Source organism: Brevundimonas sp. (assembly GCF_041648115.1).
Classification (GTDB): domain Bacteria; phylum Pseudomonadota; class Alphaproteobacteria; order Caulobacterales; family Caulobacteraceae; genus Brevundimonas.
Window position 1 is genome coordinate 134536 of the sequence record NZ_JBAZPR010000009.1, and the last position, 13509, is coordinate 148044.

The following is a 13509-nucleotide window of genomic DNA, read 5'->3' on the forward strand; positions in this document are numbered from 1 at the left end:
AGGCCCGCCGGACGGCGGGCCTTTTTTCTTGGTTCAGATATAACGCTAGAGGTTGTCGCGCAGCCAACCCGCGACTCGTCCGACCACGTTGCCGCGGTGGATACGCGGCGCATCCGCAGCCGTGATCTGGCGCGCCATAAGCTTGCGGGCCGACACGGCCTCGCGCGGGCCGTAGGCGGCGCGGAGCAGGACGCCGGCGGTGGCGCAGAAGGCGGGGCCGGAGGCGGCGTCGGCCAAATGTGGCGCCCGTTGGGGTTTTCCGAGGCGGACGGGACGGTCGAAGACGCGCACCGCCAGTTCGCGCACGCCGTTCAGCTGGCTGGCGCCCCCGGTCAGGACCAGGCCGGCGCCGGGTTCGAGGCCGACGCCGGCGTTCTTCAGCCGGTCGCGCAGTAGTTCGAGGGTTTCCTCGACACGCGGGGCGATGACGGTCTTCAGCATGGCGCGCGGGACGATGACCGGGCCGGCGGAGGCGTCCTCGCCGCGCGGCGGGGCTTCCAGCATTTCGCGGTCTTCGTTGGCGCTGGCCATGGCCGAGCCGTGCAGTGTCTTCAGCCGTTCGGCGCCGGCCTTAGACGTAGACAGACCGCGCGCGATGTCGGAGGTGACGTGGTCGCCGCCGACGTTCAGGCTTTCGATATGCAGCAGGGACCGCCCGCCCCATACGGCGGCGCTGGTCGAGCCGCCGCCCATGTCGATGCAGACGGCGCCCAGGTCCATCTCGTCCTCTTCCAGCGCGGCCAACGACGACACGACGGGCGCGGCGGCCACGCCCTGCAAGTCCAGGTGCGCCAGCTCCAGGCAGTGGCTCAGGGTCGTGAAGACGTTCTCGGCCATGGAGACGACCAGCAGGTCCAGCCCCAGCGACCCGCCCCGCATAGCGCGCGGATCGTGAACGCCGCGCGCACCGTCCACTGACCAGGCGATGGGCAGGACATGGATCGGGCGTCTGTTGGGCAGGCGGATCTGGGCCAGGGCCATGCCGATGGCGCGCGCCAGATCGGCGTCCCCGACCGGATTGGCGCCCAGCGACACCCGCGCCTGAACCCGGTGGCTGGCCATCTGACCGATGGCGGTCGTGACGACGACACCGGAGACCGGGCTCTGGGCCGCGCGCTCGGCGCGTTCGACGGCGTGGCCGATGGCCTGAGCGGCCTCGTCCATATTGATGATGGCCCCGCCCTTCACGCCCTTGGACTGGACGTGGCTGGCGCCGGCGACGCGGATGGTGCGGTCGGCGTGACGCACGCCGTCGGGCTTCATGATGAAGCACGAGACCTTGGACTGGCCGATGTCCAGCGCGGCGATCACGGGCGCGCGACCGGCGCGAGGGTCCATGCCCCGACCCTGATCGTTCGCCGCTCCGCGTTGCTTGGTCATGATCTTGGCGTTCCTAGGCGTCGCCGGTGGGTCGCACGGCGACCTCGTCCGGGGTTCTGAGATCGACACGGGCGAAGCCCAGGTCGAGCAGGCGTTCGCGCTGGTCCAGCGCATCGAGGCGGATCAGAGCCGCCTCCTGTTCAGTGGCGGGCAGCTGGATCAGGCTGCCGTCCTTGAGGCGCAGGTCCCAGCGGCGCTCGTCCACGCGCACCAGAGCGTCCACCATCCCCATCAGACGCGGACGCTGGGCCAGCAGCGGCAGGATCTCGCCGGCCGCGACATCGGCGCCCTTACCGACGACCAACGGCAGGGTCGGATAGCGGCGTGCGTCGGCGCCGGCGATCACTTCGCCGCGCGCGTCGATGACCTTGATCTGACCGGCCTCCTGCCAGACGGCGAGGCGGTCGTGTTCCTTGACCTCGACGATCAGGGTGTCGGGGAGCAAGCGCACCACACGCGCCTCCTTGACCCAGCCCACGCCCTGAACCCGGTCGCGGATGGCGTTCAGATCCAGGCTGGTGATCGGCTGGCCGGAATACAGACCCAAGGCCTGCTGGATCGCCGGCTCGGCCTCGGACGAGGCGCCGGTGATATGCACCCGCTTCAGCGTCAGCCCCATGCCGGCCGTCAGATTGTCCATCCCGTGCGAGACAGACGCGCCGATCCGTTCGGCGCGCGCCCCCGTGGCCAGAACCCCGACCAGCAGCAGCGCGCCGGCGCCCAGGGCGATCACGGCGGTGCGGGGTGAAATATCGACACGGCCGATGGCGGCCATCTTGCCGGGAATGGCGGACGCGTTCTTGGCCCCGCCACGCGACCGACCTCCGCCCTTGGGAGCCGCGCCGCGTTGGGGAGCCTGATTAGAACTCTGTCGCCGACCGCCGCGAACTACCGCGGGCATGAGGCGTCCTCCACCATCCACCGAACCAGATCGTCATAGCTCATCCCGGTGTAGGCCGCCTGCTCGGGCGCGAGCGAAGTCGGGGTCATGCCGGGCTGAGTATTGACCTCCAACAGGACCAGATCGTCCTTAACATCATCATAACGGAAGTCGGATCGCGACACGCCGCGGCACCCCATGGCGACGTGCGCGGCCTCGGCCTGACGCATCGCGGCCTCGAATACGGCGGGCGGCAAGACGGCGGGCAGGACGTGGACCGACCCGCCCGGCGCGTATTTGGCTTCATAGTCGTAGAAGCCCTTGGTCGGGGTGATGTCGGTGACGGTCAGGGCGCGCGGGCCGGCCGGTTCGCCCAGCACGGTGACGCACAGTTCCTTGCCGGCGATATAGGGTTCGACCACCACCTGTTCGCCATAGGCCCAGCCCGGCTCGCCCAACTCGGCGACCGGACGGTTGGCGCCCTCGCGCACCAGGAAGACGCCCACGGAAGACCCCTCTGCGTTCGGCTTGACCACATAGGGCGGGTCGATGACGTGACGGCTGGCGACCTCGTGGCGATCATACAGACCGCCGCCCGGAACCTTGATACCGGCCGCCCGCAAGACGGCCTTCGACTTGTCCTTGTCCATCGCCAGGGCCGAGGCCAGCACGCCGGAATGCGTATAGGGAATCCGCAGTGTCTCCAGCACGCCCTGTACGCAGCCGTCCTCGCCCCAGGCGCCGTGCAGGCAGTTCAGCACCACATCGGGTCGGATCAGGCCGGACAGCACATTGGCCAGGTCGCGCCCGGCGTCCACACGACTGACGCGCACGCCCTGCCGCTCCAGCGCCTGCGCGCACTGCTCGCCCGAGGAGAGGGAAACCTCCCGCTCGGCGGAAAGGCCGCCCATCAGGACGGCGACATGAAGGTCTTTGAAAGCGCGGGCCATGACGTCTCCGATTGCGGCCTACATGTTTAACAAGCCATCAACCTTCTCGCCCCCGCGATTGAAATTTTGTGGTTAGGTCGCCCGGCCGATCCGCTTGATCTCCCACTCCAGCTGAACGCCGGTCTTGGCCAGAACATCGGCGCGCACCGCCTCGCCCAGACCTTCGATGTCGGCGGCGGTGGCCTCGCCGGGGTTGATCATGAAGTTGGAGTGCAGGTCGCTGAACATGGCCCCGCCGCCCGTTTCAGCGTGCAGCTTGCCGCGCCAGCCGGCCTCGTCCACCAGCTTCCAAGACGAATGACCGGGGGGGTTCTTGAAGGTCGAGCCGCCGGTCTTCTCCCGGATCGGCTGGGTGGTCTCGCGGCGGCTGGTGATGTCGTTGATCCGGGCGGCGACGGCCTCGGGCGCGTCGGGCGTGCCGCGATACGTCGCCTCGATCCAGATGATGTCAGCCGGCGCTTGGCTATGGCGATAGGTGTAACCGAAATCCGCCAGGGCGTAATCGACCCGCTCGCCCTTGCGGTTCAGCCCCCAGGCCGAGACCAGCACGTCCTTGGTCTCCGAGCCATAACAGCCGGCGTTCATGGTCAAGGCGCCGCCGATGGTGCCCGGAATGCCGGCATAGAATTCCAGCCCGGCGAGGCCCGCCTTGGCCGACGCCTTGGCGACCATGGAATCCAGCGCGCCCGCGCCGGCCGTGATCGTATCGCCGTCCGTCGTGATCTGCGCCCACGGCCGCCCGGCCAGGCGGATCACCACCCCCTCGACCCCGCCGTCGCGCACAATGACGTTCGAGCCGACGCCCAGCACGGTCACGGGGACAGTCGGGTCAAACGCCTTCAGGAAATCCGCCAGATCGTCGGCGTCCGCCGGGATGAACAGGGCGTCGGCCGCGCCGCCCACCCGGAACCAGGTGTAGGGGCCGAGGGGTTCGTCGCGCAGCAGCTTGCCGCGCACGGCAGGAAGATCGTCACTCAGGGTCATGCGATGTCCGATAAAGGCGCCGGCGCCGAAGTCAAAGCATAGACAAACAAGTCCGCTGGCCTGCCCCATCCTGCATCGCCTAGGGTCGCATCATGAAACCCGTTCAATTGGTCAAGATTCTCGCCGTCTCGATGGTTCTGACGGCGGTCATGCTGATGGGCTGGATCGCGCTCGTCTACGCCGTAAACACCTATACTGCGATCGCCATCACCGCCGAAGAAGTCTTGAACCTGATTCTGGTCGGGTTCGTCGCCGTAATCGGCCTACCCATCCTACACGCCGCGACCTATCGATGGTTCTGGCACATCCGACGCAAGCAGGCGGCTGGCGAATTCCTGTTCGGCGAGGAGATGCCAGGCTTTGGTTCAGAGCCCACCCAGCCACCTCCACGGATCAAGTGGAGGGCGCGCCAGATCGCCGTCTACGCTCTCTTGTATCTGGTCGGAATGAGCTCGCTGATCGCCGCCTACGCCCCCTTGGGCCATCAGGAAGTACTGACGTCATTCCTTTGGCGATTCAGCGCAGGTCGGGCCTCTTTTTCCAGCCTGGTTCAACTGGTCATCGTCTTCTTGCCGATGGCGCTCTGTTTTGCCTGCCTCGTCCCATTGTTCGAAGCGGACCGGAAACGGCTTGCCGCCGGGGGCCTGAGTGAACAGGAGGTGCTCGGCATACGCGGGCGACAGGAGTGGCTGTCCTCCTTCGCCACCGCCTTTGTGATGGCTGGCTTTCTGGCCTTCATCGCGGGCAACATGATCCTCGCCCATCTCTGAGGCGCGGACAGTCAGCCGTTCAACGCCTCCAACTGCCCCGGCAGGGCATAGGCCCATGACGTGATGTCGCCGGCGCCCAGCAGCACGACCAGATCGCCCGCCTTGGCTTCGCCGGCGATCACGCCAGGCAGGGCCTCGACGCCGTCCAAGGCCTGGACCGAGCGGTGGCCGAAGCGACGAACGCCCTCGACCAGGGCATGCTTGTCCACGCCCTCCAACGGCGTCTCGCCCGCCGCATAGACGTCGGCCACGACCACCGCGTCGGCGTCCGAGAAACAGGTCGAGAACTCTTCCATCAGGTCGCGCAGGCGGGTGTAACGGTGCGGCTGGACCACCGCGATGACGCGGCCGTCGCCCTCGGCGTTCTGCACCACCTGGCGCGCGGCCTTCAGGACGGCGGCGATCTCGACAGGGTGGTGGCCGTAATCGTCCACGATCCGCACGCCCCCGACCACGCCCGTGGTGGTGAAGCGGCGCTTGACCCCGCCGAAGCCGGCCAGGCCGGTCCTGATCGCCTCGTCGGCCACGTTCAGCTCGCGCGCCACGGCGATGGCGGCCAGGGCGTTGGCGACGTTATGGCCCCCGGCCATCGGCAGATACAGGCCGTCGATCCGCGTTTCGTCGGCGTCCGCGCCCGCCCCGTGGAACACCACGTCGAACCGGCATCCGTCCGGCCCCATGTCGATGTTCTCGGCCCGCACCATCGCCTGCGGATTGACGCCATAGGTCACCAGCCGCCGGTTATCGATGGCCGCCACCAGCCGCTGCACCTCGGGGTGGTCCAGGCAGACGGCGGCGAAGCCGTAGAAGGGAATGTTCTCGACGAAATCCACGAACGCCTTCCGAACCCCGTCGAAGTCGCCGTAGTGGTCCAGATGCTCGGGATCGATGTTGGTCACGATGGCCACCGTCGATTTCAGGCGCAGGAAGCTGCCGTCGCTCTCGTCCGCCTCGACGACGATCCAGTCGCCGTCGCCGACCTTGGCGTTGGTGCCATAGGCGTTGATGATGCCGCCGTTGACCACCGTCGGGTCCAGCCCGGCCGCGTCCAGCAGGGCCGCGACCATCGAGGTCGTCGTCGTCTTGCCATGCGTGCCGCCGACCGCGATGGAAAATTGCAACCGCATCAGCTCGGCCAGCATCTCGGCCCGGCGCACCAGGGGGATGCGGCGCTCGCGGGCCGTCTTCATCTCGGGATTCTCGGCCTTGACCGCCGTGGAATAGACCACCGCCGAGACGCCCTCGCCCACATGGGCGGCGTCATGGCCGATGAATATCTTGGCGCCCAGCGTCTGAAGGCGTTCAGTATTGGCGCTGGCCTTGGCGTCCGAACCCTGCACCGAATAGCCGATCTTCAGCATGATCTCGGCGATGCCGCTCATGCCGATGCCGCCGATGCCAACGAAATGGACGGGACCGAGGTCGAACGGGACGGGGCGAAGGCGTGCGATCATCGTCGCGTCATAGACTCCGCCTCGCCGCATGCGAAGGGCGCGCCGCATACGGAGCGAACTTTTCTGAGGGCGATCACCGCGCCGCCTGTGCGCGATGCCGCACAGAACCATCGCATCCCCGCAACGTTGTGATCGTAACGCGCGCCGCACCCCTGTCGACGCCGTCGCCCCAAGGTTTCCAGATGGCCAAGACACCCACCCCCGCCGGTGCGTCCACGCTCGGCAATGCCGGCGAACTGCACCAGACCGCCTCAACGCCCGAAACCCGCACCACAACCAATCACGGCGTGCCGATCAGCGACAATCAAAACTCGCTCAAAGCCGGCCCGCGCGGCTCGACCCTGCTGGAGGACTTCATCCTTCGCGAGAAGATCCAGCATTTCGACCATGAGCGCATCCCCGAGCGCATAGTCCATGCCCGCGGCTCGGCCGCCCACGGCTTCTTCGAACTGACCGACAGTCTGTCGGACTTCACCACCGCCAAGATCCTGACCGAGGTCGGCAAGAAGACCGAGCTCTTCACCCGCTTCTCGACCGTCGCCGGCGGCGCAGGCTCGGTGGATACGCCGCGCGACGTGCGCGGCTTTGCGGTCAAATTCTATACGACCGAGGGCAACTGGGATCTGGTCGGCAACAACATCCCCGTCTTCTTCATCCAGGACGCGATCAAGTTCCCCGACCTGATCCATTCGGTGAAGATGGAGGCGGACAAGGGCTATCCGCAAGCGGCCAGCGCCCACGACACCTTCTGGGACTTCATCGGCCTGATGCCCGAGAGCATGCACATGGTCATGTGGGCCATGTCGGATCGCGGCATCCCGCGCAGCCTGCGCATGATGGAAGGCTTCGGCGTAAACACATTCCGCCTGCTGAACGCCGAGGGCGAGGCGACCCTGGTCAAGTTCCACTGGCGGCCCAAGTTGGGCACGCAGTCAACCTGCTGGGATGAAGCCGTCAAGATCGCCGGCGCCGACCCCGACTACCACCGCCGCGACCTGTATGAAGCCATCGACCAGGGCGACTTCCCCGAATGGGAGTTCGGCGTGCAGATGTTCACCCAGGAACAGGCCGACGCCCTGCCCTTCGACATTCTGGACGCCACCAAGCTTGTGCCGGAAGAGGATTACCCGATCCGCGTGATCGGCCGCATGGTTTTGGACCGCAACCCCGACAACTTCTTCGCCGAAACTGAACAGGTCGCCTTCCTGCCGACCAATATTGTGCCGGGCATCGACTTCTCGGAGGACCCGCTGCTGCAGGGCCGGCTGTTCTCCTATCAGGACACCCAGCTGTCACGCCTGGGCACGGTGAACTTCCACCAGATCCCGATCAACCAGGCCAAGGGCTGCCCCTTCCAGAACTTCCAGCGCGACGGCCACATGCAGATGGCCGTGCCAAAGGGCCGCGCCAACTATGAACCCAACAGCCTGGCGCAGGCGGGCGAGGACGGCGGCCCGCGTGAAGATCCCAAGGGCGGCTTCCGCACTGCGGACGTGCCGGTCGAGGGCGAGAAGGTCCGGCTGCGCGCCGAGACCTTCGCCGACCACTACAGCCAGGCGCGTCTGTTCTTCCGCTCCCAGACCGAGATCGAACAGGCCCATTTGGCCAGCGCTATCGTGTTCGAACTGTCCAAGGTCTCGCTGGCCCACGTCCGCGACCGCGTGCTGGCCAATCTCCAGAACGTGGACGACACCCTGGCTCAGCGGGTCGCCGACGGCCTGAACCTGCCCCTGCCCAAGGCGTCGGAACCGGCCGTCACACCAATCGACCTGGACGCCTCGCCTGCCCTGCGCATCGTCGGCAAATATCCCGACACCCTGAAGGGCCGAAAGGTCGCCATCCTGGTCGCCGACGGCTCGGACGGCGCGGTGATCGACGCCGTTCGTGCGACGGTCGAAGGCGACGGCGGATCGGTCTTCATCGTCGCGCCCAAGATCGGCGGGGCCAAGCTGAAGGGCGGCAAGACCCTGGCCGCCGACGGGCAACTGGCCGGCAGCCCGTCGGTCCTGTTCGACGCGGTCGCCATCGTCCTGTCCGAGGACGGCTGCGCTCAGTTGCTGAAGGAAGGCGCCGCAGTCGATTTCGCCAAGGACGCCTTCGGCCACCTCAAGGCCGTCGGCCACACGCCCGAGGCCCAGCCCCTGCTGGACAAGGCGGGCGTCCAGCCGGACGCCGGCGTTATCGACCTGTCCAAGGACGCCGGGGCCTTCCTCGCCCCCGCCCGCACCCGCCAGTGGGATCGCGAGCCCAAGGTGCGCATGCTGGCCTGATCGCCCCACCTTTCGTCATCCCAGGCCCTGTGCCTGGGATGACGGGACCGGGCGGATTTCAACACTGCCTTAACCGTAAGGATTCACCATAGCGGTCTCATTGTTGCGAGACCGCGTTCCATGTCCGATCTGAAGACCGACGTCATTCACCGTGGCGACTGCATCGAAGTGCTGAAGAGCCTGCCCGACGCCTCGGTGGATATGGTCTTCGCCGACCCCCCCTATAATCTGCAGCTGGGCGGCCACCTGCTGCGTCCCGACAATTCCAAGGTCGACGCCGTCGATGACGACTGGGACAAGTTCGCCAGCTTCGCCGACTACGACGCCTTCACCCGCGCCTGGCTGGCGGAATGCCGCCGCGTGCTGAAGCCGGAGGGTTCAATCTGGGTGATCGGCTCCTATCACAACGTCTTCCGCCTGGGCTCGGCCATCCAGGACCTGGGCTTCTGGGTGCTGAACGACATCATCTGGCGCAAGTCCAACCCGATGCCGAACTTCAAGGGCACCCGGTTCACCAACGCCCACGAGACCCTGATCTGGGCCGCCAAGAGCCGCGATCAGAAGCGCTACACCTTCAACTACGATGCGATGAAGGCCTTCAACGAAGACACCCAGATGCGGTCGGACTGGACCTTCGCCCTGTGCACCGGCGAAGAGCGGATCAAGGACGCCGACGGCAAGAAGGCCCATCCGACGCAAAAGCCCGAGGCCCTGCTGCACCGCGTCCTGCTGTCGGCGACCCGTCCCGGCGACGTGATCCTGGACCCCTTCTTCGGCACCGGCACCACCGGCGCCGCCGCCAAGCGGCTGGGCCGCCATTACATCGGCATCGAGCGTGACGAGACCTATGCCGACGTCGCCGCGACCCGCATCGCCTCGGTCATCCCCGCCAGCGCCGACGATTTGATGGTCACGGGCTCCAAGCGCGCCGAGCCCAAGGTGCCCTTCGGCGCCCTGGTCGAGGCCGGCCTGCTGCATCCCGGCGACCGTCTTTACTGCCCCAAGGGCGAGCGCGAGGCCCGCGTCCGCGCCGATGGCTCGCTGGTGTCCGGCTCGCTCAGCGGCTCGATCCACAAACTGGGCGCCCTGTTTGAAAACGCCCCCGCCTGCAACGGCTGGACCTATTGGCGCTTCAAGACCGACCAGGGCCTGAAATCCATCGACGCCCTGCGCTCCGAGGTTCGCGCCGCGATGTAGGCCGGTGCGACGCCGCGTCGCATCAGCCACATCAATCACTTAGCGGCGCGGACGAATCCGAAACGTACGAATCCGCACACTGACATTGGGTCAGCTTCGCTGTAAGCCACCGAAACCTATGTGAAAATTCGCATCGAACCGTGGAACTTCGCAGTTGCGAGATCATTGTTGTCCACGGCCCCCGCCATTGCGGGGTCGGAGCACAACATCATGAAGATCGCGCAGGTCACCCCGCTTTACGAGGCCGTTCCTCCAAAGCTTTACGGCGGCACTGAACGCGTCGTCGCGCACCTGACCGACGCCTTGGTAGATCTGGGCCATGACGTCACCCTGTTCGCCAGCGCCGACGCCCAGACCAAGGCGCGCCTGGTTCCCGTTCGCGATCAGGCCATCCGCCTTGATCCCGCGTCGCTGAAATCCGACCTCGCCGCACACCTGTCCATGCTGGGCGAGGTGATGGACCGCGCAGACGAGTTCGACGTGATCCACTTCCACACCGACATGATCCATTTCCCGCTGTTCCGGGAACTGGCGGACAAGACGATCACCACCCTGCACGGCCGCCTGGACATGAAGGACCTGCCCGGCGTCTACGCCCGCTGGAGCGAGTTCGGCCTGGTCTCCATCTCCGACGACCAGCGCAAGCCCCTGCATTTCGCCAACTGGAAGGCGACCGTCCATCACGGCATGCCCGGCGAACAGTATCTGTTTTCGCCCAGGTCTGAGGTCTACCTCGCCTTCCTGGGCCGGATCTCGCCCGAGAAACGTCCCGACCGCGCCATCGAGATCGCCACGAAGCTTGGCAAGCGGCTGAAGATCGCCGCCAAGGTGGATGCCGCCGACAAACGCTATTGGGAGGAAATCATCCGCCCCATGGTCGAGGGCAATCCCCTGATCGAGTTCATCGGCGAGATCGGCGACCATCAGAAGTCCGCCTTCCTTGGCGGCGCCGACGCCCTGCTCTTCCCCATCGACTGGCCCGAACCCTTCGGCCTTGTGATGATCGAGGCCATGGCTTGCGGCACGCCCGTCGTCGCATTCCGCTGCGGCTCGACGCCCGAGATCATCGAGGACGGCGCAACCGGCTTCCTGGTCGATACGATGGAACAGGCTATCGCCGCCGCCGGCCGCGCCCACCTGCTGGACCGCGAGGCCGTTCGCGCCCGTTTCGACCTGCGGTTCTCGGCCACCGCCATGGCCCGCCGCTATCTGGACGTCTACGGCGACCTCCTGGCTCGCCGCCCCTTCGCCGAAGCGGCGCTGGACAATGTGGTCACTCCCTTACGCCCCCTTGAGGAAGACCGCAGCTTCGCCGCCATCGCCTAAGCGTCACAGCCGACGATTATCGAAGAAAAACAGGCGGCGGAGGTGAACCCTCCGACGCCTGCTTCATTTCATCACTCAAGCGGCCCCTCAGCGCCGCATTCGGGTGCGACACGTTCGGCCAAGGCCTCAAACGACGGGGAAGAGACCGCATGGACGACGCCTATTCCACCCAACTGACCGCCGGCGAATCGGTAGAGGCCTCCGGCCTTGAGCAGTTGATGGCGCTGAAGGACGGCGACACATTTTTGGTTGCGGACGGCTGGGGCGACATGAAGGGCGGCGCCGACGGCCTGTTTGCCGACGACACCCGCGTCCTGTCGCGCTGGGCCATGACGGTCGGCCTGCTGAAGCCGTCGCGACTGTCGTCGGGCGTCAGTCAGGACAACGTCTTCTTCTCCTGCCACACGACCAACCGCCCGCTGCCCCCGATGGGCGGCCGGTCCGCCCCTGCCGGCGTGCTGCATATCGAGCGGCGTCGCTTCCTGTGGGGCCGACGGATGTTCGAACGGATCCAGATGGTCAACCACGGCGTGGAGGACATCCTCCTGCCGCTGGCCTTCGACTTCGGCGCCGACTTCGCTGACATCTTCCAGGTGCGCGGCACGCCCAGGGCCAAGCGTGGCACGATCCATACCCCGACCACCGACGGCCGCCGCGTCACCTTCCGCTATACCGGCCTGGACGATGTCGACCGCTCCAGCTGCCTGGCCTTCTCCGAGCCGCCCGCCCGCCTGACGCACCAGAGGGCCGAGTTCATGTTCAGCCTGCCGAAGGGCCGAGCCATGGACCTGTTCATCGAATGCGGCGTCGATGCCTGCGAGACGCCGGACGCCGGCCGTTGGCGTCGAAACGCCGTCCAGGCGCGCTTGGCCATGCGCGCCAAACGCCGTCGCGGCGCCTCGGTGCGCGGCCCGCGCAGCCCGCGGTTCAACGACTGGCTGGATCAATCGCGGGCCGACATGGCCCTGTTGACCACCGACCTGCCGACTGGCCCCTACCCCTATGCCGGCACGCCTTGGTTCTCGACCCCGTTCGGGCGTGACGGCATTATCGCCGCCTGGCAGATGCTGTGGCTGGACCCGTCCCTGGCCAAGGGCGTCCTGACCTATCTGGCCTCGCGCCAGGCCACCGAAACCTCGCTGTTCCAGGACAGCCAGCCCGGCAAGATCATGCACGAGACGCGCGGCGGCGAGATGAGCGCCCTGCACGAGGTGCCGTTTGGCCTCTATTACGGCGGGGTCGACACCACCTGCCTGTTCGTGGCCCTGGCCGGCGCCTACGCCAACCGCACCGGCGATCTGGACCTGATCCGCACGCTCTGGCCCAATCTGATCGCCGCCGCCGACTGGATGCGCGACTATGGCGACAGCAACAACGACGGCCTGATCGACTATCAGCGCGGCGCCGACACCGGCCTGTCCAACCAGGGCTGGAAGGACTCCGAAGACTCCATCTTCCACGCCGACGGCCGCTTCCCCAAGGGCCCGATCGCCCTGCTGGAAGTCCAGGGCTACGCCTTCGCCGCCTGGAAGGCGCTGGCCGACCTGGGCGAGCGTCTGCACGACGACCGCACGACCGAATGGCGGATGCGCGCCGAACAGGTCCGCGCCCTGGTCGAGGACAAGTTCTGGATGGAGGACGAAGGCTTCTACGCCGTGGCCCTGGACGGCGACGGCGAGCAGTGCCGCGCCATCGCCTCCAACGCCGGCCATCTGCTGTTCACCGGCCTGCCGTCGCTTGAACGTGCGCGCCGCGTCACCAAACGCCTGCTGTCGGCCGAGTTCCGCACCGGCTGGGGCATCCGCACGCTTGAGCTGGGCCAGGCCCGGTTCAACCCGATGAGCTATCACAACGGCTCGGTCTGGCCCCATGACACCGCCATGGCCGCCGCCGGCATGGCCAACTATGGCGAGCGCGACGCCGTCGCCGCTATCCTGGCCGAAATCTACGCCGCCGCCGCCCACTTCCACCTGCGCCTGCCCGAATTGTTCTGCGGCTTCCCGCGCGAACCGGGCGAGCCGCCCATCGCCTATCCGGTCGCCTGCCTGCCGCAGGCCTGGGCGGCGGGTTCGGTCTTCCTGATGCTGCAGGCCACGCTGGGCCTGTCCATCGACGCCTGGACCGAGACCGTCGATCTGGCCGACCCCGTCCTGCCCGCGGGCCTGGACCGCCTGAGGATCACCGGCCTGGAGGTCGGCGGCTCCGTCGTCGATCTGAACATCCAGCACGCCGGCGGCCGCGCAGTCGTCATCCCCAACCACAAACAAGGCAGGGTCGCGATCCGCACCCTGCGGTAAG

Annotated in this window: 10 protein-coding genes; 5 read left to right on the forward strand and 5 right to left on the reverse strand. The window is 67.0% G+C overall.

The window, feature by feature from the left end; translation table 11 throughout:
* Window positions 1–45: 45 nt before the first annotated feature.
* The 4 genes from ftsA to murB form a co-directional block, all read right to left on the reverse strand.
* Window positions 46–1380: a cell division protein FtsA gene (gene ftsA, locus WC597_RS10005; RefSeq protein WP_372693183.1), complete on the reverse strand. Its 1335-nt coding sequence runs from the start codon at window positions 1378–1380 to the stop codon at window positions 46–48.
* Between the two features lie 13 nt (window positions 1381–1393).
* Window positions 1394–2281 carry a cell division protein FtsQ/DivIB gene (locus WC597_RS10010; protein ID WP_372693184.1) on the reverse strand — a complete coding sequence of 296 codons (888 nt, stop codon included), beginning with the start codon at window positions 2279–2281 and terminating at the stop codon, window positions 1394–1396.
* Window positions 2269–3210, reverse strand: a complete 942-nt coding sequence (locus tag WC597_RS10015) for a D-alanine--D-alanine ligase (protein WP_372693185.1) — start codon at window positions 3208–3210, stop codon at window positions 2269–2271. Before WC597_RS10015 ends, WC597_RS10010 begins: the two co-directional genes overlap by 13 nt.
* 72 nt (window positions 3211–3282) lie before the next feature.
* On the reverse strand, window positions 3283–4194 hold the full coding sequence (murB, locus tag WC597_RS10020) for a UDP-N-acetylmuramate dehydrogenase (RefSeq protein ID WP_372693186.1): 912 nt from the start codon (window positions 4192–4194) through the stop codon (window positions 3283–3285).
* 92 nt (window positions 4195–4286) lie between these two features.
* On the opposite strand from murB, the gene WC597_RS10025 reads away from it, so the two are divergent.
* Complete coding sequence (locus tag WC597_RS10025) at window positions 4287–4964, forward strand: hypothetical protein (protein WP_372693187.1); 678 nt, start codon at window positions 4287–4289, stop codon at window positions 4962–4964.
* Between the two features lie 11 nt (window positions 4965–4975).
* On the opposite strand, the gene murC is transcribed toward WC597_RS10025, so the two are convergent.
* On the reverse strand, window positions 4976–6418 hold the full coding sequence (gene murC / locus WC597_RS10030; RefSeq protein ID WP_372693188.1) for a UDP-N-acetylmuramate--L-alanine ligase: 1443 nt from the start codon (window positions 6416–6418) through the stop codon (window positions 4976–4978).
* A 182-nt stretch (window positions 6419–6600) separates the two neighbouring features.
* Here murC and WC597_RS10035 point away from each other — a divergent pair, with 182 nt between their 5' ends.
* The 4 genes from WC597_RS10035 to WC597_RS10050 all read left to right on the forward strand — a co-directional run bounded on the left by WC597_RS10035 (window position 6601) and on the right by WC597_RS10050 (window position 13508).
* Window positions 6601–8688: a catalase gene (locus WC597_RS10035; RefSeq protein WP_372693189.1), complete on the forward strand. Its 2088-nt coding sequence runs from the start codon at window positions 6601–6603 to the stop codon at window positions 8686–8688.
* A gap of 120 nt (window positions 8689–8808) precedes the next feature.
* Complete coding sequence (locus WC597_RS10040) at window positions 8809–9885, forward strand: site-specific DNA-methyltransferase (protein WP_372693190.1); 1077 nt, start codon at window positions 8809–8811, stop codon at window positions 9883–9885.
* 210 nt (window positions 9886–10095) lie between these two features.
* The gene (locus WC597_RS10045) at window positions 10096–11211 is read left to right on the forward strand and encodes a glycosyltransferase family 4 protein (RefSeq protein WP_372693191.1); all 1116 of its coding nucleotides are present in this window, start codon (window positions 10096–10098) and stop codon (window positions 11209–11211) included.
* Between the two features lie 149 nt (window positions 11212–11360).
* The gene (locus WC597_RS10050) at window positions 11361–13508 is read left to right on the forward strand and encodes a glycogen debranching N-terminal domain-containing protein (RefSeq protein ID WP_372693192.1); all 2148 of its coding nucleotides are present in this window, start codon (window positions 11361–11363) and stop codon (window positions 13506–13508) included.
* Window position 13509: the final 1 nt, after the last annotated feature.